This is a genomic window from Shewanella sp. SG44-2 (assembly GCF_014164215.1).
GTDB lineage: Bacteria > Pseudomonadota > Gammaproteobacteria > Enterobacterales > Shewanellaceae > Shewanella > Shewanella frigidimarina.
Window position 1 is genome coordinate 17,588 of the sequence record NZ_JACJEU010000015.1, and the last position, 23,541, is coordinate 41,128.

The window sequence follows — 23,541 nt, forward strand, 5'->3', positions numbered from 1 at the left end:
TTATTGGAAATCTTGTAAATTCCAGCTTCCGATATCATCTTCAGAACCTGGTTGTCCATCTGGTCCTGCGCTGAAGATGTCAATTTTGCCATTTTCACCAGGGCTTAATAATAAATAGTCACTGCGCCATGGATCTTGTGGTAAACGTTTAACATACCCACCTTCACGGAAATTACGCGGCTCTGGTGACGAGGTAGGTTTTTGCACCAACGCATCGAGACCTTGTTCTGTGGTTGGATAAATACTGTTATCTAACTTATACATATCCAATGCATTTTCTAATGCCACAATATCTGATACCGCTTTTTGTTGATCGGCTTTATCTTTGTTACCCATCAGATTGGGCACAACCATTGACGCTAAAATACCTAAAATAACAATCACCACCATTACTTCGAGTAAGGTGAAACCACGTTGTTTATTATTATGTTGCATTAATTACTTCCTCTAAAAACTGTCTATATATTCGTGCGTAAAATTAAGTATTAATCTTGGTATACGGTTATCCCACCAAGATACACAACTTCAAAACTAGCCGCTGATTAAGTTATTTAACTCTAAAATAGGCTGTAAAATGGCCATTACAATAAATAATACAACCGATGCCATACTCACGACTAGCATAGGTTCAAATACTCCCAATGCAATATTAACGTTCGACTCGAACTCTCGGTCTTGGTTGTCTGCTGCACGTTCTAACATGTTTTCAAGCTGGCCACTTTTTTCACCCGATGCAATCATATACAACATCATTGCAGGGAATAACTTAGTATTAGTCAACGCCGTGCCTAAACTAGTTCCCTCACGGACTCGCGCCGTAGCCTCATCAACAGCAGCGCGCACCTTAACATTTTGCAAAACTTCGCTGGCAATTCGCATCCCATCAAGTAATGGGACCGAGCTGGCTGACAAAATACTTAATGTTCGCGCAAATCGGGCGGTATTAAGCCCTTTACTGACTTTGCCAATTACGGGCATTTGCAAAAGAGCTGTATCATATTTCATCCGCATAATCGGATTGGTCAGCAGCCGCTGGAACATCACCATAGCAGCAAAAATAAGCAGTACGACCACAACCCCCCAATGTTGTACAAAATCTGAGGCAAGAATCAAAAACTGAGTTGTGCCGGGTAATTCTTGGCCCATGTGCTCAAACTGCCCAACAACCTTTGGCACCACAGCTGCCAATAACACGGCAATAACACCAATAGCGACCACGGTTAATACAATAGGGTAAATCATTGCTTGAGTAAGCTTGGATTTGAGTTGCTGACGACGCTCTGTGTAATCGGCAAGTCGATTAAGCACTACTTCTAAATGGCCTGATTTCTCACCCGACGCTACCATCGCGCGGTATAAGTCATCAAACACATGCGGAAATTCGGCCATTGAGTCAGCTAAGCTGTAACCTTCAACCACCCGAGAACGCACCGCCATAATCATGCTACCTAAGCGATCTTTCTCAGACTGTTGCCCCACGGCTTTTAACGCTTCTTCAATCGGTAAGCCTGCGGCCACTAATGTTGCGATTTGGCGTGTGATCAATGCCAGTTCGGCAACGGAAATACGCTTTTTAAATAGGTTTGCTAAATTAAAACCGCCACGCTGTGAACGTGCTTCTTTTTCACTAACAGGCTGAAGTTCCAGCGGCATAAGGCGCTGCTCACGCAGCTGGCTTCTTGCATGTCGTGCGGTATCTGCTTCGATCACACCTTTTTGTTGCTTGCCTTTGCTATCAAGGGCTTTGTATTCAAACGCCGCCATTGATTACTCCTCGCGTGTAACGCGTAATACTTCTTCTAGCGTTGTCACACCAGCGAGTACTTTACTCATGCCGTCATGGCGAATACTTGGAATCGATTTACGCACATATTTTTCAATGGCTAATTCGCCCCTGCCGCCATGAATTAACTCACGGACATTGTCATCAACGATAAGTAACTCATGAATACCCGTTCGACCACGATAACCATTTTGACCACAGGCCTTACAACCTTTTGCGCGGTAAATGATACGAGTGTCGTTTGCAGTAATACCCAGTAACTCGCGTTCACGCTCATCAGGCTCATGTGCTTCTTTACACTGTGGGCATAATGTTCGAATTAAACGTTGTGCAAGCACGCCAAGCAAACTTGATGACACTAAAAAGGGTTCGACACCCATGTCTTGCAGACGGGTAATTGCCCCAGATGCGGTATTGGTATGCAAGGTTGAAATAACTAAGTGACCCGTTAATGATGCTTGAACTGCAATTTGCGCCGTTTCTAAATCACGAATTTCACCAATCATGACTACATCGGGATCTTGACGTAAAATTGCGCGTAATCCTCGAGCAAAAGTCATGTCGACTTTAGTGTTTACCTGAGTTTGTCCAACGCCCTCTAACTCATACTCAATAGGATCTTCAACGGTTAAAATATTGGTATCTTTAGAATTGATTTCCGTTAACCCAGCGTACAAGGTGGTACTTTTACCAGAACCAGTAGGCCCGGTAACAAGAATAATGCCGTGTGGCTTACGAATTAATTCATCGAATTTTTCACGAATGCCTGGTGTCATACCCAGTTGTTGTAAGTCTAAGTTGCCGGTATTTTTGTCCAATAAACGCATTACCACACGCTCACCATGACTAGATGGCATAGTTGATACTCGAACATCGACAGCACGACCCGCAATACGCAATGAAATACGGCCATCTTGTGGCAGGCGTTTTTCGGCAATGTCTAAACGTGCCATCACTTTAATACGCGACACTAACAAAGACGACAATTTACGATTTGGCTTTAATACTTCTTTCAACACGCCATCAATACGGAAACGAACAACGAGTTGTTTCTCATAGGTCTCGACGTGAATGTCTGAGGCTTCTTCTTTAATCGCTTCTGATAACAGCGCATTAATTAATTTAATAATCGGCGCGTCATCGTCGCCCTCAAGCAAGTCTTCTGTTTGTGGCAGCTCCTCAGCTAGAGTAAACAAGTCCATTTCGTTACCAATATCTTCCATAAGCTGTTGCGCTTCTGAAGAGTTGGCTTGGTACGCCAGGGTCAATTTAGCTTCAAACTTAGCCACTTCTAGCTTAATTAACGGCAACTCAACACCCGCGTAACGCCGTACCTCTAGCATGGCACTCAGCGGTGTGTTATCGGTATAGAAAAGACAAAGCTGCTCGTTTTCTTTCGCTAACACTAATTGAAAGCGGTGCGAGAAGGCAAACGGCAAGCGCTCTTTACTCGTCGAATGAAAAACCTCATCACCTTCAACAACTTCCATGGCAACTTCACTAGATACTTGGGCTAATGGTTCTGTCATCACGCTATCAGTCATTGTTTTGAGCCTTGTCCTTTTGCATGTTTTCATCGATAGTGCGCAAGGCTGGGTCTGAATCACGTATATCGGTGCTCAGCCCTTTGCCGCTTTTATAGCGATCAAGCATGTCATTCACTTCATCTGGCAAGTAGGCCTCTTGATCCCATTCTTCAAGAACTGGGACTTGAGTATTTGGCATTAAATTAATACCACGAGCTTGTTGTTCCAGCTGTAATGCTCTGAAATAATTATATTTACGACCAGCAATCCCTTCCATTGTCATACCGTCACGGATAATGGTGGGCTTAATGAAAATCATTAAATTCTTTTTCGTTTTCTTACTAGAAGAAGACTTAAATAAATGACCTATAAAAGGAATATCGCCAAGAATTGGGACTTTTTGAATACTTTCTTGTACTTCTTCGTTAATTAATCCACCCAGCACTACAATTTGGCCAGAATCTGCCATAACCGTGGTCGTTAAACGACGAGTAGAGAAACTGATGTCGACACCAGTGTTACCATTAACACCCGACACTTCTTGTTCAATAGTTAATTTAACCGATGAACCTTCGTTGATTTGCGGTACCACTTTGAGCTTAACTCCGACTTCCTTACGTTCTACCGTTTGGAATGGATTATCATTGTTAGAACTTGAGGTTGAACCGGTAATAATCGGCACTTCATCACCGACAATAAACGAGGCTTCTTGGTTATCTAGTGTGGTAATAGACGGTGTTGCTAGTACGTTTGAATTTGTATCACTCGACACAGCTTGGATTAACGCCGCAAAGTTACCTGTGGTCACGCCCCACGCCATACCATTAACTTTACCCAATGCTTGGGCAATCAAGGTATAGTCACCGTCTGAAGTTGGATTAGTTGTCGTAACCACATTACCATTACCATCAATAGTCGCCACGCTAGTGCCATCCTCTTCGCGTGCCGCCCAGACTCCAGCGCCGACTTCCCCAATGGTTGGCCCAATGTTGTTAAACTGCGTTAAGCCACCGGCTTTACTGCCCCATTGCACTCCAAAACCAACGTTATCGCCTTCCGCTATTTCAACAATAATGGCTTCAACGAGCACTTGAGCACGACGAATATCGAGCTGATTAATGACGCTTTCAATGGTACGCAGTTGATCTGGTTCGGCACTAATCACCAGTGAGTTAGTATCGCTGTGGGCCATAATATTGATATCACTACGGCGCTTACTTGAGCTGCCTTGCTGAGTACTGGCACCCTCTTTATTATCTTGTAAGTTTTGTGCAAACCCGGTTAATACTTCAACCAAGTCTTCAGCTTTGGCGTAACGTAAATAACGTACCTTGGTGTTACCCGTGCTCGCCTGTTCAGCATCGAGACGTTTAATAAGCTCAATCACTCGTTGACGGCTTTTTTCATCGCCACTGACAATAACCGCATTCATGCGCTCATCAGCCACCACTTTAGGCGCTTGGCCAGGCAGTTGTGATTGATTAGCACTTGATCGATATAAGGTATCGACTATGCGAACAATTTCTCCTGCAGAGGCATAATCTAAGGCCACGACTTGTACGTCGGTGTCGCCTTGCTTATCAACTCGGCGAACAATCTCTACCAACTTGTTCACTACCGCTGCACGACCAGAAATCATTAACACGTTTGATTGATCATAGTTAACAACGTTACCGCCACCAGCATTATCATTTAACTGGCGAAGTAATGGAGCAAGTTGTTTAGCTTCAGAATTGTATAAAGGAACAATTCGGGTGACCATTTCATCACCAACACCAGGCGACTTGTCATCGGCAACACGAATAGAAGCCATTTTGGCGTCTTTGTCTTTAATGACTTTAATGACGTGGTTTTCCATTTCAACCACTGCATAACCATACACTTGAAGTACGTTAAGGAAGAATTGGTAATATTGATCATCATTGAGTAAATCGTAACTACGGACATTAATTTTGCCACGTACTGTTGGATCTACAATAATGGTTTTATTGAGGTTTTTACCGACAATATTAATAAATTCTTGAATGTCAGTGCCTTTAAAATTGGCGGCATATTGTTCCGACCAAGCACTCGGTGCCGCTATCATTGCAGCGCCCATAAGCATTCCAGCAATAATGTTATGTCGGATCCCTTTATTATTCATTCTTCTCAATCCTCTAACGCCAAATTATTCTGGCAAACTAAACATGATTTCGACCAACTGCCCTTCACGCTCAACCATGACAGCCATTTCGGTGAGCTCAGGCAGTTGTGCCATCACTTCTAATGCCTGACCCATATCGGTCAGATCAAATCCATTTATTGATTTTGCTAAATCATTAGCTTGAAAACCCGCTTGCTTAAACAACGCGACATCTTTACCAGGATTTAAACGGTAACCCGCTAATTCATCACCATTACGTACCGGTGAAATAGCTAAAAAGTCTGTAATTTTACTTGGGTCTGCTAACAGCTCATCACGAGAATTAGACAGATCTTCAGAAAAACGTTGATTATCGCGACGATCAACTCGGGTTACCTGTTGACCTACTTTGGCTTGTTGCAACTGGGAGTTAGCTTCGCTTTGGGTAGTATATTTAAGGCCATCCAGCATTAAAGTTTCATAACGACCACTATTACTAATAATAATACGGTCGGCATAAACCTCTTTTAAAGAAGCTGAAGTCCCTTTAATTTTATCGCCTAAGCTATAGGTTTCTTGTTGCCCACTTGATTCAATAACCGCTAAACCTTGGGCTTCTTCGGTAGACGCAACAACCCCTGTCAATTGAATAGACAAGTTTGTTTTAGGCGCATCGGTGATTTGCTCTACGACTTCAGCTTTGGGTTTATTGCTATTATTGTCTAAGCGACCAAAAAGCAATAGGTTACGTACACCGGCAAGCTCAATACGCTTTGCAGTGCCTGCTGATATGGGGGATGGTTGCCACATCGCAGACTGCGATGATACTGGCATCAACTTCCATGTGATCTGTGCAGCGAGTAGCAACACAATGACCAAGCCAAGCCAAAATACAATCATACTCAATAGCTTATGTGGTATTTTTGCAGCGTTGGTGATCAGTTTATCTAATAAATCCATATGTTATTGGACCCTCTATACGACTTGGTACAGGTCTCTGTTCTAATTGTTAATAAAATGCGAAAATATATGTGTAGCGGTCATGCTAACCCACACAGGATAAAGCAACAACCCCAGAGCATATCGATTGGCGAATCTCCATCAAATATGCTAACTTTGCGCTCATAAAAAGAGCCATAATATTGCCCTCTATTACGATAATACACACATTGTATGGCAGTTAGGTTACTCAGTCTGTGAAATCATCCCTGTTTTGGAGGTCATGTGACTCAAAATCAGCCCGAAAAAAGCTTTATTCGGCTCGATAAATGGTTATGGGCGGCACGATTTTATAAAACCCGCGCTATCGCAAAAGACATGATCAATGGCGGTAAAGTACATTACAACGGTCAACGGACTAAATCCAGTAAGAATGCTGAAGCTGGTGCAAAAATCCGTCTTCGCCAAGGTAATGATGATAAAGAGATTATTGTCCTCCAATTATCTGGCCATAGACAAAGTGCTAATGTGGCGCAAACCCTATACGAAGAAACACCTGAGAGTATTAGCAAACGGATTATAAACGCTGAAGCCCGACGGCTAAATATTTTGAACAATCCGGCACCAGACCATAAACCGGATAAAAAACAAAGACGACAGATTATGCGCTTTAAAGATTACTAGGCGCCCAAAAAGTAAGAGAATACAAATGAACAACGATATTTTACATCGCTACATTTTTGATAATGCCGATGTGCGAGGCGAGATAGTCCAATTAGAAAGCAGTTACCAAGAAGTGCTTTCTGCACATATTTATCCGGTTGCATTACAAGCTCTAATCGGTGAGTTATTGGCCGCGACATCATTGCTTACCGCGACGATCAAGTTCAGTGGTGACATTAGCGTACAGTTACAGGGCGATGGTCCGGTTTCTTTAGCGGTAATTAATGGTAACAATAAGCAAGTATTACGTGGTGTTGCACGTTGGAACGGCGATATTGCTGCCGATGCAAGCTTGCAACAAATGTTCGGTAAAGGCTACATGGTCATTACGTTAACTCCAGATGAGGGTGAGCGTTATCAAGGCATTGTGTCATTAGACCACGTAAACTTAGCTGCTTGCTTAGAAGAGTATTTTAATCAATCAGAGCAGTTACCTACCCAAATACAGTTATTTGCTAACGGCAAACAAGCTGCAGGAATGTTGTTGCAAGTATTGCCAGCAAAATCTGGTAATAATGACGACTTTGAACATCTCTCAGCATTGACCTCGACCATTAAAGCAGAAGAGTTATTCACTCTTGATGCTGAACAAGTATTACATCGCTTGTATCATCAAGAAGAAGTACGCTTATTTGATCCTGTTGATGTTACATTCAAATGTAGCTGTTCTCGTGATCGCAGTGCAGCAGCAATCAAAACGTTACCCCAAACTGAAGTTGAAGAGATTCTAGCTGAAGAAGGGAAAATTGAGATGGATTGTGAGTATTGCACAGCAAAGTACTCTTTTGATGCGATAGATATTGCAGCGTTATATTCTGGTAGTCATAGCAGCCAGTCACAACAGTAACCAATATCGTTACCGAAAACGTAACAACTTACAAAAAAAGCGCTTAACGCGCTTTTTTTACGTCTTAACCGTCTAAACAAAACATCAAACAGCAAAAACTTTCAAAAAAATTACCAAACTGTTCGTTACCACGGCATTAACTTGCGTTACAATCCCCCACATTAGCTTATAGCCATCGCGCAAAAATAATAACAAGCTAAGTTTGAACACCTAACCCCCAATAGCAGTTCACAGCGAAACACGACCTAAAAGACATGGAGATCAACACTATGGCGGATGTATCTAACCGCGTTCACCTCAACCCTACGACTGCACAGCTAGTAGAAATCGCGCTTCTTCGTGGAGAAGGTCAACTGACCGCAAATGGTGCCTTAGTGGCCAAGACAGGAGAAAGAACGGGTCGTTCACCTAATGACCGATTTATCGTCAAAGAGGCAAATACAGAAGCCGACATTGAATGGGGCAAAGTAAACCGCCCGTTTGATGCAGGCAAATTTGATGCGTTATGGGGCCGGGTAGAAGCCTACCTTGCAGACAAAGAGTTGTTTACATCTGAACTCGAAGTTGGTGCTGATGATGAACATTATATTCCTGTACGTGTAACCACTGAGTTCGCATGGCATCAATTGTTTGCACGTAATTTATTTATCGCTCCAGAAACCTTTAATAGTGGTAACAAAGACACCTGGCAAATCATCAATGCGCCAGGGTTCGTATGTGAACCTGAACGTGATGGTACAAACTCTGAAGCCGCTGTTATTCTTAACTTTGCCGAGCGAAAAGTACTGCTTGCAGGGTTGAAATATGCAGGTGAAATGAAGAAGTCGATGTTCTCGGTACAGAACTTCTTATTACCCGCTAAAGGTGTGTTACCCATGCATTGTTCGGCCAACGTCGGCCACGATGGTGATACCACATTATTCTTCGGCCTATCGGGTACCGGTAAAACCACGCTTTCTGCTGATCCAAAACGTTTCCTGATCGGTGATGATGAGCACGGCTGGGCACCCGGTGGCGTATTTAATATCGAAGGCGGTTGCTATGCAAAATGTATCGACCTGAGCCAAAAAAATGAACCTGTGATTTGGGATGCAATTCGTTTCGGTACCGTACTCGAAAACGTGGTGCTTGATGAACAGCGAGTGCCTGATTATAAAGATACTAGCCTAACCGAAAATGGCCGTGCTGCTTATCCTTTAGAGCACATTGCTCAACGTAAAGAAGATAACCGTGGTGCAGAACCTCATGCTGTGGTTTTCTTAACTTGTGATGTCTCAGGTGTATTACCGCCAGTATCGGTATTAAGCAAAGAACAAGCTGCATATCACTTCTTATCAGGTTACACCGCGAAGGTAGGCTCTACAGAAATGGGTTCTACGTCTGCAATTCAGTCAACCTTCTCGACGTGTTTTGGTGCACCATTCTTCCCACGTCCAGCTGGAGTGTATGCTGAACTACTCATGAAACGCATTGAGTCGTTTGGCAGCCAAGTTTACCTTGTTAACACTGGCTGGACCGGTGGTCCACATGGTGTAGGTAAACGTTTTGATATCCCGACAACTCGCGCCATTGTGGATGCTATTGTCAGTGGTGAGCTAAAAGATGTTGAAACCGTTTATATCGATAAACTGAACTTAAACGTACCTGTTAGTGTATCGGGTGTTGATACCGCTTTGTTAAACCCAGTCAACACTTGGGCAGATAAAGCTGAGTATGACAAATATGCACAGCAGCTAGCACAAGAGTTCAGTGATAACTTTGCAAAATATAAAGTGTCTGAAGCCATTAAAAATGCTGGCCCTAACGTATAAACAAGCTCCTCATTATTCGCAACGCTTTATTTAATGCGATGTAATTTAAAAATCCCAACTTCGGTTGGGATTTTTTATCTGCACAAAACCAGTTTATTTATAAGGGTAAAAGCAACTGAAACTGTTGATAGGCAGTGTTATGATGCCATTACCGTATTTCGACACCATCACCATTCACAGGGATATTCATGCGCCGCTTTTTGCTTGCTAGTTTAATGGTTAGTCCGTTACTTATCTGTTCCACTTTCACCTATGCTAACAATGCTGTGCCTACTGCCCCTCAGGAACCAGCAGAGCAAATAACGCATCTCGAAAACGACAGCATACTGCCACCCATTCACCCTTGGTCAGGCGCCAGTGAAACGTTACTGTTAAGTGCAGATCAGCCATGGGCAACCCCTTTTGAGCAACAAGGTTATGTTTCCAGCCCAAACTATCACGACACCATGGAATGGTTAGACAAACTCGTCGACAGTAGCGACGTGTTACAAAAAGTCAGTATTGGTAAAAGCCCCCAAGGACGAGATATATGGATGATTGTTGCGTCACAAGATGGGGTGTCAACGGCACAAGCATTAAGTGATAACGGTAAAGCAACGGTATTAGTGCAAGCAGGTATTCATTCAGGTGAAATTGACGGTAAAGATGCAGGCATGATGCTACTACGTGATATCAGCCATCGTAACAAACGCGATTTGCTTGAAAACGTTAATTTACTGTTTATTCCTATCTTCAGTGTCGATGCCCATGAACGTAGCAGCAAATTCAATCGGGTCAATCAACGTGGACCGGTCAATATGGGCTGGCGCACCACGGCCAACAATCTAAATTTAAACCGTGATTATGCTAAAGCTGATGCATTGGAAATGCAGCACCTCATTCAAGCGATAAATATATGGCAGCCAGACTTATATATTGATATCCATGTGACCGATGGTATTGACTACCAATACGATGTCACCTTTGGCTACAACGTTGCACAAGGCTATAGCCCAAGTATTTTTACATGGTTAGAGTCTATTTACCGCCCCGCGGTTGAACATGCATTAACCGAACAAGGCCACATTCCGGGCCAGTTGGTATTTGCTAACGATAATACTGACATGACTAAAGGCCTGTCATTGTGGAACCCTAGCCCACGCTTTTCCAATGGTTACGGTGATGCTCGCCATTTACCGACGATCCTAATTGAAAACCATAGCCTTAAACCTTATAAGCAACGCGTTCTAGGTACTTACATTACACTCGAGCAAACCCTTAAAACGGTGGCAAAAAATAGCACCAAGCTAAAGTCTGCGATTAATGAAGACAAATATCGTAATCCAAGCGAGTTAACCATTAGTTGGCAAAGTGAAACCTTAGCAGAAGGAAAAGACTTTAAAGGGATTGATTACCGTGTTGAGCAAAGCCCAATCAGTGGTGACAAAGTAGTACGCTGGACTGGTGAACCTAAGTTATATGAAAACTTACCAATTGTGGCTAATACAAAAGCTGATATCACGGTAACTCGTCCTGTGGCTTATTATATTCCACCACAATGGACAAACGTTATTGAGCGTTTATCTTTACATGGTATTCGAATGACACGACTGAATAAGCCAGCCTCGATAACCGCGCAGCAATATCAATTTAGCGATCCATTATTCTCAAGCGCTGATTATGAAGGTCATCAAACGGTAACGGCAACAACGGCTATTCATAAAATAAACGCCTACCTTCCTGCAGGTAGCATGCGTATTCCAACCGACCAGCCTTTGGGTGACTTAGCAATGCTATTACTTGAACCTCAAGCTGAGGATTCATTGTTTTATTGGGGCATGTTTAATACCATTTTCACCCGTACAGAATACATTGAAGACTATGCAGTGGAACCTTTAGCGGCAAAAATGTTACTCGACAATCCAGCTCTACAGGCAGAGTTTGATCAAGCGCTTAAAGACCCTGATTTTGCGAAAGATAGCCAAGCAAGATTACGCTGGTTTTACCAACGTAGCCCATACTACGACAGCGAATACATGAAGTACCCTGTGTTGCGAGCATCTAAATAAGCTTCAACGCTGTATAAACGATGAAATTAAATAACGCCGTATCACTCCACAAGTGCTGCGGCGTTTTTTGTGGGATGCGGTAAATCAATCCATAAATCTTGGTTTTGAAAAGGTGTTTGTGGCGGTAACAGTGGATTAGCTAAGTCAAAAATACGACTGTTGTTATATTTACTGAGCGGGAACATATCTCGAGTTGTGTCATGCTGCTCAATAAACTCATGTAGCTGACCTGTCGCAATGAGTGCCTCTAAACCTTGAGTAATGCGTTGCGCTAAGCGCGGGTGGTCATTACTAACAAAAAAATACATCGGTAATGGATAATGTAATATGAGTTTATCGTACACCATCAAGCTTTCGTTACCTTTCGTATTCACCTCAGCATAAGCCTCATTTAAACCACGAGGAAAATAATCACAGCGCTGCTGTTTCAACATGCTGTAAATTAACTGGAAGGTAATCACCCGTTCAACTAGATAACCGTTATATTCTAAAATATCCGAATCTGGCCACTGTGCCCCCTGGCACGCGACTAATTGTTGCAGTTGCCTTGGCGTGTTTATCGCTTCAAATTCCGCGAATCTATCACGAACAATTACCGGTACTCTAGCACCCAATAAGCCACCAACCAGAGGAATTTTAATTGCATGGAACTTACGCTCGCGCTCAACCGTGGTGCCAGCCCAAAAGACATCTAGCAAATCGGCTTTTAACATACTAAAACCACGAGACTGTGACAATGGGGTGTTGATAACAACAATATCAGCCGAGCCATAATCGTCAGCGGTTTGGGTTAATATTAGCTGTAACAAATCGTAATAATATTGGTAGGTGATATTTTCTGAAGATTGAACAGATTGAATGCGTACTTGTTGTGCGGCTAAAGGAAATGCAAAACAACAAATGATCAGCGCAACACTCATTAACAACTTAACCATTGTACTGCCACCATTCACCATTGTGATGCCATCATTCAGTTTAGTCGTAAAACAATTGCAGACCAACTTTTTCAATATAGAAAAGTCATAAATATAGGCAACTTATCGTTCCGTTGGGTGGATTAACGCATGCTGTTCAATCAACAATAATTTTTGCTGCCTAGTATATTTTTTAACAGTAATCTCGCGTTTTGACGCTTCACTTCGATCAGTTAATGATTCTTGATAAACTAAGGTTAACGGGCCTTTACCTTTTAAATATTTAGCCGCTTTAGGACCACTGGCTTGATGCTCGGCAAAACGACGAGCAATATCCGTGGTGATACCCGTGTATAAATGTGAGTTTGCACAGCGAATAATGTACAAGTACCAACCCGTCTTGGCATTATTTTTCGACATAAAATATAAAACCTTAAGTGTGATCATAAAACTCTTGTGCCATCATGGCATACTAAGCACCATTAAAAAGCAAAGACCTATTTCAACCAAGATACAGTTGATAGTATTTTAGCTATTCATTAAGGAAGTTCTGATGTCCAGTAATCAAGATCCTTGCGCTCAACCAGCATTGCTTCATCCCGATCAAGCAATTGAGCAACTTTTAGCTCAAGTTGAAGCAACCCAAGATACCGAGCTAGTCACATTAACCCAAGCTATCGACAGAGTGCTCGCGGAAGATCTGGCATCGAGTATTGATTTACCCCCATTTGATAACTCGGCAATGGACGGTTATGCATTTCGTTTTACCGATTTAGCTGCATCACAGGATAAAACAACCCTTACCCTCGTGGGTAGTTCTTTTGCGGGCCACCCTTATAAGGGTCATGTGTCACCCAATAGCTGTATTCGTATAATGACTGGCGCCCCTGTACCAGTGGGTTTTGATACCGTGCAAATGCAAGAAAAAGTCCAAGCAAACGAAAATCAAATTACTATCGAGCATCCACATCGATTAGGCGCTAATGTACGCCTATGTGGTGAAGAACTGCTTGCTGGCACAAAAGTATTGCATAAAGGCATCACTATCCGCGCTGCAGAAATGGGTGTACTCGCCACTATTGGTATTAACCAGGTTAGAGTGACACGCAAATTAAAAGTCGCCTTCTTTTCTACTGGTGATGAGTTACGCCCAGTGGGAAGTGAACTGGCTCCTGGACAGATTTATGATTCTAACCGCTATTCAATCCAAGGCTTACTCAGTAAAAGCCATGTTGAATGGATTGATTTAGGCGTAATAGCCGACAATAAAGAAGCCATTCGAGGTGCATTTAAAGAAGCAGCCAGCAAGGCTGATATGGTATTAACCTCCGGCGGCGTTTCTGTTGGTGAAGCTGACTTTACTAAACAAATTTTGTCTGAAGAAGGCCAAATTACCTTTTGGAAACTCGCTATTAAGCCAGGTAAACCATTCGCATTTGGTAAAATAGATAATACGATTTTTTGCGGTTTACCCGGTAATCCCGTTTCTTCAATGGTAACGTTTTATAAACTCGTGTTACCCATTTTAAATAAAATGCAGGGACTTAAGCCTATTAAGCCGTTATTTTGCCAAGCAAAGTTGCTGACAGATATACGAAAACACCCTGGTAGAGTCGAATATCAACGCGGTATACTCAGTCGAAATGAAGCGGGCGAACTTGAAGTTGCGATTACTGGCGGCCAAGGTTCAGGTATGCTCACATCAATGAGTTTAGCTAATTGCTTTGTGATATTAGATCAATTCCAAGGCGACACACCAACAGGCACCCAAGTCACCGTAGAGCCTTTTAATAACGTGTTGTGTTAGGAATAGTATGGATTCACTTGATCAAGAGATACTCACTGATAATGAAATGCTGCGCTATAGCCGGCAGATCTCTATTAAGGCTATCGATATCGATGGCCAAGAAAAGCTCAAGCTTGCCAAAGTACTAATTATTGGTGCAGGCGGACTTGGCTGTGCAGCAAGTCAATACCTTGCCGTGGCTGGGGTTGGTGAAATCACCTTAGTTGATTTTGATACCGTAGAGCTGTCTAATTTGCAGCGCCAAGTATTGCACTATGACGCCAATATTGGCCAAGCAAAAGTTGAATCGGCTAAGCAATCGCTGATGCTGCTAAATCCATTAATTAACATCAATACCATTAATGCGTTATTAGAAGATGATGAGATTAACGTGTTGGTGAGTCAACATAGCTTAATTCTGGATTGCACAGACAATATGTTAGTGCGTGAACAGCTTAATAAAAGCTGTTTTGAGCACCAAGTGCCTTTAGTGTCAGCCGCGGCTATTAGAATGGAAGGCACTGTTACAGTATTTGACTACCAACAAGACAGCCCTTGCTATCAATGTTTTAGTGCTTTATTTGGTGAACAACAGCTAACTTGTGTTGAAGCAGGCATTCTTGCGCCAGTGGTTGGCATGATTGGCTGCATTCAAGCAACAGAAGCAATTAAAGTTATCACGGCTATCGGCGAGCCATTAACCGGGAAATTGTTGATGATTGATGCGATGACCATGGAGTTTAGGCAAATGCGTTTACCTAAACAACCACATTGTAAAGTATGCGGTGTTAATCCGTAGATAAAATCACATCTCTAGGGTCATCGCTATAGTGTGTTACTGTGCTGGCGAATGTACTGCATCAGAGTCGCTTAATACGCTGTCAGCTACACCGGCTGATGGCGCTATAACCAATTGCGCTTGGGCAAGCTGCTCACGGTCTGCTTTGGCAATATATGGCGATTTATTGGCAGCATGAAGCTTAGCATTGGCTTTTTTTGCTTTAGCTTTAAGAGTTTGATTAATTTTCTTTTTACGATTCATATTGGTCACTTGATAGCATTTATACGAGGCAATTATAATCTCAAACTGATTAAAACCCTATAAATTCCAACTTATCAGTGACCAAACAATATCGATAGCATAGGGTGTTAAACATTATTCTTGTAACACTACCCACAAAGCATGAACAAGCCCTGGTACAAAAAAGAAAATACATAATAAGATATTTATTAATAAGTCTTTGCCCATGCCTTTTTTGAGTAAAACCGCCACTGGCGGCAGTAAAATCGCAATAATCACCAGTAATAATTTATTAGAATCCATTTGAGTTACCTTATTTAAGTTGATTAATTTCGCTATAGTTATTATAAAAACAGTATACGATACAATTTGTTAACTAGGGCAATTTCTTAATTAGGACAATTAGCCTATTATTGTAGTTGCGATGTTGATATCACATTATGGAATAGTCTTTTTCACGATACTAATGAGTCATATGGAACATAACCAAAGTATTATTTTCGTTCAATTTTTTAGCTTAATAGCAGTAAGTTGCGCCATAGCTTGGACATTACTTGCCTGCCTATTACGCATTGCACCTAAAGCCAGTTGGTGTTTCGCCGCCACCAATATTTGTACACTTATCGGCATTATGCTTTATACCCAACGTACTGAAGCAATTAACTATTTATACTGGTTTGTGGCAGACATGACAATACTTGTGGGGTTTGCTCTGGTGCGTTGGGGCAGCCAACATTTATTTAAGCAGCCTTTATCTTACCGATTCGATCTTATTTTGCTGGCAACCACGGCATTATTAATGCTGTTGGTTCCACCATCCCTGACCTACGCTGTCTACTTAGTTATTGTAATGAGTATTACCGCAGCAACGTTCATCACCCTTAGTGGTATTGATAATTTTCGGGCGGTAAAAAAACACTTACCGCTGCATTATGCCGCGTTGATTAACGTACCTTTTTTCACCATAGGCTTACTGTTTATCATACGCGCAGTTGTTTTATTACTTTTCCCCGACGAACTTGCCAACATTTCAGCTGCAGACAAGCTTAACTCATCGTTAGTGATGTGGAGCTACATCATATTACTGCTACTCACTAATCTAGTATTGTTTGGTAATGCGCTAACTCGCTTAGTCTACAAGGTCGCTCGATTAGCCAACAAAGATCAACTAACTGGCTTATGGAATAGGCACTCTTTATTAAACAAGCTCGAAGAAGTTGATGCCCTATGGCTTCGAAATGGGTTGGCGTATAGTTTAATGGTACTCGACTTAGACCACTTCAAACGCATTAATGATACTTATGGTCATTTAGCGGGTGATATGGTGCTCAAAAATACTGCCGACATATTACAAAAATCATTGAGGAAAATTGATTTCGTTTGTCGTTATGGTGGTGAGGAGTTTTTAATCATACTGCCATTAACCAATAAAAAAGAGGCTCAAATAGTGGCCGAAAAAGTACAACAAAAAATCAATGAAAATACTGTTTTATGGCAGAAGACCCATATTAATACCACTCTCAGCATTGGTTATGCTACCTGTAAAACTCACCTTAGTATTGAACAATTATTACAACTAGCTGACGACGCTATGTACCTTGCTAAAAGTAAAGGCCGCAATACAATTTGCTCAATGGATGCAATGGATTCAATGGAAGAATCAAATGCTGCGATAATAACAGAGCAATCGTAACGGCTATCCAGTCAGCTCTTTCACATTATGATTTTAGTCAATTAACCAATACCCTATTAGGGTAAGCGGGAGACAATTAGTCTTTACTCGGCCACAGCAAGTCATTCGGTGATTGCCATTGATTCATCATAAGTTGTTGGCATTCAGGTAACAAAAACTGCTTACCGAATTGAGGCTGTTGCTTAAAAGAATAATCCTGTTCTAAGTAAGTAAAATGCACACTATAAGCATGTAAATAACATCTATCGCTCAGCTCATCACCATAGAGTTTATCACCTAAAATAGGCACGCCAATACTGGCTAAAGCCACTCTTAATTGATGGGTTTTACCGCTCAACGGTTTCAGTAAATACATCCGCATACCAGAGGCAATACTCTGACTAAAAAACTGTGTCACAGCAGGGTTTTCAGTGGTACGCAGTAACTTATACATACTGCGACGTGACTTAGCCATGTCGCCGATAATCCAGCCTTGTTTCTTCTTAGGTTTACCACAAGCAATCGCCAAATAATATTTTTGTACTTTATGCTCAGTAAACATTTTGGTAAACACATTTGCAGCTTGAGGAGATTTCGCCACAATCAGCAACCCTGAAGTCGGTGTATCGAGTCGATGAACAGGGTAAAGGTTGTAACCTAAATCAGCCTCAGCCTGTGCAATCACCCCAGCACTTCCATCTTGACTGTGAAAATGAACATTCACGGACTTGCTGATGACAATAAAGTCTGGTTGATCACTGAGCACTTGATACATAGATTATCCAACAACGATTAAATGGGAGGCTTGTGGGGTTATTTAAAGTGAATACTCACGAGCAAACCAGGGTTATTATCATGAAGTGAAATAGTCGCTTTGTGACGCGATAGAATAGCCTTTACCATCGATAATCCTAAACCAGTACCTTTGTAATGGCGGCTAGGGTCTAAGCGCACTAAGCGATCGAATACCCGCTCTTTATCTTCGTCAATAATACCCGGTCCATTATCACTAATTTGAATGTGTTTACCGTGTTGAATAATATTAATCGTGGCACCATTAGGTGAATACTTTATCGCGTTATCCACTAGATTAAACAAAGCTTGGAACAACAAATACTTATCACCATTCACGTGAACATCATCTTCTAGACTAATACTCAATACTTGGTCGTGACTCTCGGCAATCACCTCTGCCATTTCGAATAAATCTTGGCAGATTTGCTGTAAACTCACCGGCTGCAAATCAAGCATTTGCTGACCTTCTTCAATGCGCGTTAGCGATAACATCGCATCAAATGTTCCTAAACAGTGGTCTAACTCTTCAAGTAACTCAGCAGTGGCATCGGCAAGTTCAGCTGTAGGTTTTTGCGACAGCTGCTCAATACCAATGCGTAAATGCGATAGTGGCGTGCGTAAATCATGGGCAATGTTATCGGTCACACCGCGAACAGCACGTAAGTTTTGCTCTAAGGTGTCGAGCACTAAATTAAACTGCCGTGCCAACATATCAAATTCATCTTGGCTTTCACTGACTGGTAGACGGGTTTCATAGTGCCCGGCTTCAATTTGTTCACTCAAACGGTTATATTCGACCAGTCGTCTAAGGATGGCTTTTGAGAAAATATAGCCTAACGCTAACGTGAGTCCAAGCGTGAATGCCACGGCCCAAAATGCAGCGTTAATAAATTTCTCTATTAAGGCCGCGAGTTGATCGGTACGCGTAGCAATTAATACTGGGCCATAACGGGTGATAACTAAGCCACCAGTTAAGATATGCAGTTTATCTGGACCACCAGTAAAGATAGGGAAATCTTTCGTTTCAGGCAGCTGTGGCATATTTTCAGGTAAGAAAGTCAATGCGCCCACCATATCAACACTGTTGCGCCAGGCAATCAGTGCTGTTTTAGGATCGGCTGCACGAATTTGAGCCGCAAAGCTGCGACGGTTAACCGTTAATGCTAACTGTTGATAGCGCTGCATTTCTGCAGCTAGATGTTTATCTACTTGATTTTGTTGCTCAATCACTAACTGTCTATAGAGACTAAGCACCAACATAACAATGAGTATGGTTACTAGTGTCGAGAAGATCAGCGTGATCCGCCACGCACTACTTTGGTAAGGCTTAATGCCTTTTACAAAGGCGATATCCAGCCCCTCTAACGGTTTCAATTAACTCACCGTGACCAAGTTCTTCAAATTTGCGACGTAACTTGGCAATATGTACATCAATCACGTTGGTGCGAGGATCAAAATGGTAGTCCCACACTGCTTCAAATAATAATGTACGGCTAATCACTTGATTAGGATGTTCCATTAAGTATTTAAGCAATTGAAATTCTTTTGGTTGAAGCATTAACTCGCTATCGTCAAGGGTGACTTTACGAGTTAATAATTCCATTTTTAAACTACCCACTTCAATTTCAGTGGCAGCGGGTTCAACCACGTTACGTTGCGCAAGTTTTTCAGCACGAACTAACAATTCAGCAAAGGCAAATGGCTTGGTCATGTAATCATCACCACCCGCACGTAAACCTTTTACACGCTCATCGACATGGCTTAATGCCGATAAAATAAGTACTGGTGTTTTATTACCACTGGTACGTAGAGCAGACAATAATGTTAAGCCGTCTAGCTTTGGTAACATGCGATCGAGGATCAGTAAATCATATTGGTTATGTTTAGCTAACGTGAGGCCTTCTTGGCCATCTGTCGCGCTATCAACTTGATATTTCTGAGCCGTAAATCCGTCGGCTACATACTTTAACGTAGTAGCATCATCTTCAACCAATAAAATACGCATAGTCATAGAGTCTTTAATCCCATTTGAGCAGAGGTAGTGGACGTAGAGTCTCAATATCGAAAGCAATAGTATTTCTACTATCTTGATTGAGTAATTTTAGTTCGAGATAACTAATCGATAAATCGTGGTCCAATTCCGCCTGTGTTAAATATCCTTGTTGGTTTTTAATCGCGAGGGTCACTAGTTCTGAAAACTTCATGTGCTTAGCTTGCAGCTTTTTTGCCGCATTAACTTGGCCAATATCATCAGAGGCATAAGCAGATGATTTTTCGGTTAATAATGTACCGTCTAAGGCTCGGTATTCGTATTTACTGATTCGGTGTGTCTCTACATTTATCATAGAAATCTTATACACCAGCAAACCTTCTTCAACATCAACATCAAAGTCACAAATGGTGCCTTTGTCTTGTTGCTCTAATTGTTCCATGACCGTTATTGGCTTTAAAAAGTCGCCATTGATCAATAAAGAGTGCATAGATGGAGTGGCCATCACGGCACAAGGAAGAAAGCATATTGCTAGCAGCAACCGAACCATCACAAGCCTCTATATAATTGAAAATTCTATCACACGACTACTCTACCTAAGAGCAGCCAAAGTCCCAAGAAATCTAAGATTAATAATTGATCATAAATACCATTTTTCAGTGAGATGGGTTGTCGTTGTACAATGTTTTTTAGAAATACAGGTTCTGGTAAACCTATACAAATCAGCCCAAATGGGATGGTTTTATATCAAATGCGCTTTTTAGATCGTTAAATGGCCTTATTCAAACATCAATCCCCAGTTTATTATCCGAAAATGACATTCTGAGCGATAAAAAGAATTATTTAACCTCAACACGGTTAAGAAGCGGGATATGTAAGGCAAAAATACAATATTCGCCTATTTTATTTCAAACTTGGTTATCCGAGTTCAGACTGTGCACTTAAAATATGAATTTGATCTGACTTAAGCGCAATAGTCGTTTGCACTCCTGGCGATAAGGCTAACTTATGGACTAAATGTGTCGGCACATCTGCATTGATAATAGATCCAATGCCTACAACTGACGCTATCACTCGTGACGATTCACCCATCACCAACACAGACTCAATTAATACTTCTAATTTATTTAAGCTTTTACACAGACGACCGCTGCTAATGGCGTTAAAACGAATACCTTGGTTTGGAATAACCCAACGGATAGATTGGCCGACAGTTAATGCTGGTGCACTGTCGCTGACAATCAATTCATCACCCAGCGTAAACTGGGTCATATTACGTTCAATATCTTGCGATACGACTTGACCGTCAAAAATATTCCTCAAGCCCATTTGTCGTGCAACCGCTTCGTTATTGGGATGAGATAACACCTCAAATGGTTTGCCTTGTTGCAGCATTTGGCCCTGACTAATAAGTATCATCTTATCAGCCAATAGCAATGCCTCATGGATGTCATGCGTTACCATGACCACCGGGATAGACAATTGCTGTTTTAAGCGAGCTAACTCAATATACAAGCGTTCACGGGTTTCCCGGTCTACTGCAGAAAAGGGTTCATCTAACAGTAAGATAGCTGGCTCACGTGCAAGAGCACGGGCTAGCGCAACTCGTTGACGTTGTCCGCCAGACAATTGCGCGGGTAAACGATCAGGCAACCCATGTAAATTGACACGTTCTAGCCAATCTAATGCTCGTTGCTTTCGTAATTCTTTTGGCACATGATCAAGCCCAGAAATAACATTGTCGAGTGCTGTTAAATGTGGGAACAGACCAAAATGTTGTGGCATATAACCGATATGCCGCTGCTGGGGAGTTAACGAAATAGACTGCTTTGCATCAAACCATAATCTATCACCACAATGAATGTGGCCCCGTTGAGGTAAACTCAAACCGGCAATCATTCTCAGCAAAGTCGTTTTACCGCCACCAGAAGGGCCAACCACGGCTAGCACTTCACCAGCCCGACAACTGAAATGAGCTTCCAATGGAATAGGCAATGTTTGTGAAATATCACATATAAGGTCAGCGTTGTGTGGCACCACGATGCCCTCCTAAACGCTTCGACATACTTGTAGTGAGTGCTAACGCACTTACCGCAAACAACAATAATACCAAAGACATCATTCCGGCAGAATCAAAATCGAATGCTTGCACACTATCATAAATCGCTATTGAGATAGTTTTGGTTTCGCCGGCAATATTACCGCCCAGCATCAACACCACACCAAATTCGCCCAGCACATGGGAAAAACACAGTACAACGGCCGTTAAAACGCCAGGCCATATCATAGGCAATTCTATTCGAAAAAATATCCGTAATCGACTCATGCCACAGCAAGCCGCGGCATCACGAATGTCGATCGGAATCGTTTCAAAAGCACGTTGAATAGGCTGAACCGCAAAGGGAATATTGACGATAATGGAAGCGATTACCAATCCTGAGAAATGAAACACCAATTGTTGTCCGGTTAATTGCTCAACCCATTGACCAATCATGCTCTGATTACCTAACCCCACTAGCAGGTAATAACCAATGACGGTTGGCGGTAACACTAACGGCACCATGATCAAAGCCTCAAGCCATGATTTACCTTTAAATTGGCGATATGCCAACGCCCGCCCGACAATAATGGCCAACGGAATTAACAATACTACGGTAAAACAACTCAGTTTGACCGACAGCCACAGAGCTTGCCAATCCATTAATCAGCCTTCTTTACAGCAGGTTTTGGTAAATTAAACCCAAATTGACTTAATACTTCCTGTGCATCTGCTGATTGCATGTATTGATAGAATCGCTCAGCAGTTTCAGATGCATTAGGCATTAATGCCATCCGTTGATTAAGCGGTTGATATAGCGAATCAGGGATAACCACATAATTACCACGCTTGGTAAATTCAGGAGATAGCACCAATGATAACGGCACAATACCACCTTGAGTCGATCCACTAATGGTAAATTGGGCAGCTTGTGAAGCATTTTCACCTAAAATCAGTTTAGGTTGCAGTGCGTCCCACAAACCTTTCGCTTTAAGTACTTCACGCGCACGTTCACCATAGGGAGCATGATCAGGATTTGCTATCGCAAAACGAGACACCTTTCCATCGGCGATTAATTGCGCTAACCCAACTAACTCAAGATCTAAAATTAACGGCGACTTCTTAGGTGCAGCAAGAGCAAGCCGACCGATGGCATAAACAACACCGTCATTTTGCGTAAAGCCTGCTTGATGCAACCGCTCAATATATTCTTCATCGGCACTGAGCATCATCTCAAACGGTGCACCATGCTGAATTTGGGTGACAAAATTACCCGAAGAACCATAACTGATCCGCAGAGCCAAACCCGTTTGCTGCTGAAAACGTATCGCTATCTCATCTACCGCAAATTTAATGTTAGCAGCCGCAGCAATGGCCGGAGCATCACTCGCGACACTTGCAGAACTAAACCCTACGGAACTAACAATGGCAAAGAAAAATGCGATAGCACCAGCACGGAATCGAGGCCTAAAGGAGTCTGCAAGCTGAGTAATGTTGGCGTTAATGAAAGACATTGAGGGTTTATC

22 protein-coding genes and 1 pseudogene are annotated in these 23,541 nt (G+C 42.2%); 7 read left to right on the forward strand and 16 right to left on the reverse strand.

Annotated features, from left to right (window positions below):
• The 5 genes from gspG to gspC all read right to left on the reverse strand — a co-directional run bounded on the left by gspG (nucleotide 1) and on the right by gspC (nucleotide 6,391).
• Nucleotides 1-435 carry a type II secretion system major pseudopilin GspG gene (gene gspG / locus H5181_RS12490; protein WP_011635600.1) on the reverse strand — a complete coding sequence of 145 codons (435 nt, stop codon included), beginning with the start codon at nucleotides 433-435 and terminating at the stop codon, nucleotides 1-3.
• Nucleotides 436-531: 96 nt separating this feature from the next.
• Nucleotides 532-1,764: a type II secretion system inner membrane protein GspF gene (gene gspF, locus H5181_RS12495; RefSeq protein WP_011635599.1), complete on the reverse strand. Its 1,233-nt coding sequence runs from the start codon at nucleotides 1,762-1,764 to the stop codon at nucleotides 532-534.
• A gap of 3 nt (nucleotides 1,765-1,767) precedes the next feature.
• Entirely contained in the window at nucleotides 1,768-3,312 is a 1,545-nt protein-coding gene (gene gspE, locus H5181_RS12500; RefSeq protein ID WP_404948506.1) for a type II secretion system ATPase GspE, read from the reverse strand.
• Between the two features lie 7 nt (nucleotides 3,313-3,319).
• Nucleotides 3,320-5,452, reverse strand: coding sequence for a type II secretion system secretin GspD (gene gspD, locus H5181_RS12505; RefSeq protein WP_182751180.1), 2,133 nt, complete (start codon nucleotides 5,450-5,452; stop codon nucleotides 3,320-3,322).
• A 24-nt stretch (nucleotides 5,453-5,476) separates the two neighbouring features.
• Nucleotides 5,477-6,391 carry a type II secretion system protein GspC gene (gene gspC, locus H5181_RS12510; RefSeq protein WP_123778625.1) on the reverse strand — a complete coding sequence of 305 codons (915 nt, stop codon included), beginning with the start codon at nucleotides 6,389-6,391 and terminating at the stop codon, nucleotides 5,477-5,479.
• 264 nt (nucleotides 6,392-6,655) lie between these two features.
• On the opposite strand from gspC, the gene hslR reads away from it, so the two are divergent.
• From hslR to H5181_RS12530, 4 genes are all read left to right on the forward strand, one after another.
• Nucleotides 6,656-7,054 (forward strand): ribosome-associated heat shock protein Hsp15, encoded by a 399-nt coding sequence (hslR, locus tag H5181_RS12515; protein WP_011635595.1) that lies wholly within the window; start codon nucleotides 6,656-6,658, stop codon nucleotides 7,052-7,054.
• 25 nt (nucleotides 7,055-7,079) lie between these two features.
• Nucleotides 7,080-7,940, forward strand: coding sequence for an Hsp33 family molecular chaperone HslO (hslO, locus tag H5181_RS12520; protein WP_011635594.1), 861 nt, complete (start codon nucleotides 7,080-7,082; stop codon nucleotides 7,938-7,940).
• Between the two features lie 254 nt (nucleotides 7,941-8,194).
• Nucleotides 8,195-9,751 carry a phosphoenolpyruvate carboxykinase gene (locus H5181_RS12525; protein ID WP_182751181.1) on the forward strand — a complete coding sequence of 519 codons (1,557 nt, stop codon included), beginning with the start codon at nucleotides 8,195-8,197 and terminating at the stop codon, nucleotides 9,749-9,751.
• Between the two features lie 188 nt (nucleotides 9,752-9,939).
• On the forward strand, nucleotides 9,940-11,799 hold the full coding sequence (locus H5181_RS12530; RefSeq protein WP_182751182.1) for a M14 family metallopeptidase: 1,860 nt from the start codon (nucleotides 9,940-9,942) through the stop codon (nucleotides 11,797-11,799).
• Between the two features lie 41 nt (nucleotides 11,800-11,840).
• Here the strand turns inward: H5181_RS12530 and H5181_RS12535 are convergent, their stop codons facing one another.
• Nucleotides 11,841-12,734, reverse strand: a complete 894-nt coding sequence (locus tag H5181_RS12535; protein WP_182751183.1) for an ABC transporter substrate-binding protein — start codon at nucleotides 12,732-12,734, stop codon at nucleotides 11,841-11,843.
• A 102-nt stretch (nucleotides 12,735-12,836) separates the two neighbouring features.
• A pseudogene (locus tag H5181_RS12540) lies at nucleotides 12,837-13,106 on the reverse strand (GIY-YIG nuclease family protein); the annotation flags it as partial.
• 160 nt (nucleotides 13,107-13,266) lie between these two features.
• On the opposite strand from H5181_RS12540, the gene glp reads away from it, so the two are divergent.
• Both glp and moeB read left to right on the forward strand, forming a co-directional pair.
• Nucleotides 13,267-14,520 (forward strand): gephyrin-like molybdotransferase Glp, encoded by a 1,254-nt coding sequence (gene glp, locus H5181_RS12545; protein ID WP_182751184.1) that lies wholly within the window; start codon nucleotides 13,267-13,269, stop codon nucleotides 14,518-14,520.
• Between the two features lie 7 nt (nucleotides 14,521-14,527).
• Nucleotides 14,528-15,298, forward strand: coding sequence for a molybdopterin-synthase adenylyltransferase MoeB (gene moeB, locus H5181_RS12550; RefSeq protein ID WP_182751185.1), 771 nt, complete (start codon nucleotides 14,528-14,530; stop codon nucleotides 15,296-15,298).
• A 36-nt stretch (nucleotides 15,299-15,334) separates the two neighbouring features.
• On the opposite strand, the gene H5181_RS12555 is transcribed toward moeB, so the two are convergent.
• Nucleotides 15,335-15,541: a DUF2986 domain-containing protein gene (locus H5181_RS12555; RefSeq protein ID WP_182751186.1), complete on the reverse strand. Its 207-nt coding sequence runs from the start codon at nucleotides 15,539-15,541 to the stop codon at nucleotides 15,335-15,337.
• A gap of 114 nt (nucleotides 15,542-15,655) precedes the next feature.
• A complete protein-coding gene (locus H5181_RS12560; RefSeq protein WP_011635586.1) occupies nucleotides 15,656-15,823 on the reverse strand; it encodes a YqaE/Pmp3 family membrane protein in 168 nt (55 codons plus the stop codon).
• Between the two features lie 172 nt (nucleotides 15,824-15,995).
• Here H5181_RS12560 and H5181_RS12565 point away from each other — a divergent pair, with 172 nt between their 5' ends.
• Nucleotides 15,996-17,213 (forward strand): GGDEF domain-containing protein, encoded by a 1,218-nt coding sequence (locus H5181_RS12565; protein WP_182751187.1) that lies wholly within the window; start codon nucleotides 15,996-15,998, stop codon nucleotides 17,211-17,213.
• Nucleotides 17,214-17,289: 76 nt separating this feature from the next.
• Here the strand turns inward: H5181_RS12565 and H5181_RS12570 are convergent, their stop codons facing one another.
• The 7 genes from H5181_RS12570 to modA all read right to left on the reverse strand — a co-directional run bounded on the left by H5181_RS12570 (nucleotide 17,290) and on the right by modA (nucleotide 23,529).
• Entirely contained in the window at nucleotides 17,290-17,967 is a 678-nt protein-coding gene (locus H5181_RS12570) for a TIGR01621 family pseudouridine synthase (RefSeq protein WP_182751188.1), read from the reverse strand.
• Between the two features lie 38 nt (nucleotides 17,968-18,005).
• Nucleotides 18,006-19,247: a HAMP domain-containing sensor histidine kinase gene (locus H5181_RS12575; protein ID WP_011635583.1), complete on the reverse strand. Its 1,242-nt coding sequence runs from the start codon at nucleotides 19,245-19,247 to the stop codon at nucleotides 18,006-18,008.
• 67 nt (nucleotides 19,248-19,314) lie between these two features.
• Nucleotides 19,315-19,992 carry a response regulator transcription factor gene (locus H5181_RS12580; protein ID WP_041413271.1) on the reverse strand — a complete coding sequence of 226 codons (678 nt, stop codon included), beginning with the start codon at nucleotides 19,990-19,992 and terminating at the stop codon, nucleotides 19,315-19,317.
• Between the two features lie 13 nt (nucleotides 19,993-20,005).
• Entirely contained in the window at nucleotides 20,006-20,482 is a 477-nt protein-coding gene (locus H5181_RS12585) for a hypothetical protein (RefSeq protein WP_259397045.1), read from the reverse strand.
• Nucleotides 20,483-20,895: 413 nt separating this feature from the next.
• Entirely contained in the window at nucleotides 20,896-22,017 is a 1,122-nt protein-coding gene (locus H5181_RS12590; RefSeq protein ID WP_102036527.1) for an ABC transporter ATP-binding protein, read from the reverse strand.
• Nucleotides 21,998-22,678: a molybdate ABC transporter permease subunit gene (modB, locus tag H5181_RS12595; protein WP_059745246.1), complete on the reverse strand. Its 681-nt coding sequence runs from the start codon at nucleotides 22,676-22,678 to the stop codon at nucleotides 21,998-22,000. Before modB ends, H5181_RS12590 begins: the two co-directional genes overlap by 20 nt.
• Nucleotides 22,678-23,529, reverse strand: coding sequence for a molybdate ABC transporter substrate-binding protein (gene modA, locus H5181_RS12600; protein ID WP_182751190.1), 852 nt, complete (start codon nucleotides 23,527-23,529; stop codon nucleotides 22,678-22,680). Before modA ends, modB begins: the two co-directional genes overlap by 1 nt.
• Nucleotides 23,530-23,541: the final 12 nt, after the last annotated feature.

Bases quoted from the DNA above. Each gene is read 5' to 3' on its own strand.
- H5181_RS12525 (WP_182751181.1), top strand. From the start codon at position 8,195: ATGGAGATCAACACTATGGCGGATGTATCTAACCGCGTTCACCTCAAC.
- H5181_RS12530 (WP_182751182.1), top strand. From the start codon at position 9,940: ATGCGCCGCTTTTTGCTTGCTAGTTTAATGGTTAGTCCGTTACTTATC.
- glp (WP_182751184.1), top strand. From the start codon at position 13,267: ATGTCCAGTAATCAAGATCCTTGCGCTCAACCAGCATTGCTTCATCCC.
- H5181_RS12535 (WP_182751183.1), bottom strand. From the start codon at position 12,734: ATGGTTAAGTTGTTAATGAGTGTTGCGCTGATCATTTGTTGTTTTGCA.
- gspE (WP_404948506.1), bottom strand. From the start codon at position 3,312: ATGACAGAACCATTAGCCCAAGTATCTAGTGAAGTTGCCATGGAAGTT.
- gspD (WP_182751180.1), bottom strand. From the start codon at position 5,452: ATGAATAATAAAGGGATCCGACATAACATTATTGCTGGAATGCTTATG.
- gspC (WP_123778625.1), bottom strand. From the start codon at position 6,391: ATGGATTTATTAGATAAACTGATCACCAACGCTGCAAAAATACCACAT.
- gspG (WP_011635600.1), bottom strand. From the start codon at position 435: ATGCAACATAATAATAAACAACGTGGTTTCACCTTACTCGAAGTAATG.
- H5181_RS12555 (WP_182751186.1), bottom strand. From the start codon at position 15,541: ATGAATCGTAAAAAGAAAATTAATCAAACTCTTAAAGCTAAAGCAAAA.
- H5181_RS12565 (WP_182751187.1), top strand. From the start codon at position 15,996: ATGGAACATAACCAAAGTATTATTTTCGTTCAATTTTTTAGCTTAATA.
- H5181_RS12570 (WP_182751188.1), bottom strand. From the start codon at position 17,967: ATGTATCAAGTGCTCAGTGATCAACCAGACTTTATTGTCATCAGCAAG.
- modA (WP_182751190.1), bottom strand. From the start codon at position 23,529: ATGTCTTTCATTAACGCCAACATTACTCAGCTTGCAGACTCCTTTAGG.
- modB (WP_059745246.1), bottom strand. From the start codon at position 22,678: ATGGATTGGCAAGCTCTGTGGCTGTCGGTCAAACTGAGTTGTTTTACC.
- hslO (WP_011635594.1), top strand. From the start codon at position 7,080: ATGAACAACGATATTTTACATCGCTACATTTTTGATAATGCCGATGTG.
- H5181_RS12585 (WP_259397045.1), bottom strand. From the start codon at position 20,482: ATGGCCACTCCATCTATGCACTCTTTATTGATCAATGGCGACTTTTTA.
- moeB (WP_182751185.1), top strand. From the start codon at position 14,528: ATGGATTCACTTGATCAAGAGATACTCACTGATAATGAAATGCTGCGC.
- gspF (WP_011635599.1), bottom strand. From the start codon at position 1,764: ATGGCGGCGTTTGAATACAAAGCCCTTGATAGCAAAGGCAAGCAACAA.
- H5181_RS12580 (WP_041413271.1), bottom strand. From the start codon at position 19,992: ATGCGTATTTTATTGGTTGAAGATGATGCTACTACGTTAAAGTATGTA.
- H5181_RS12560 (WP_011635586.1), bottom strand. From the start codon at position 15,823: ATGGATTCTAATAAATTATTACTGGTGATTATTGCGATTTTACTGCCG.
- H5181_RS12575 (WP_011635583.1), bottom strand. From the start codon at position 19,247: ATGTTGGTGCTTAGTCTCTATAGACAGTTAGTGATTGAGCAACAAAAT.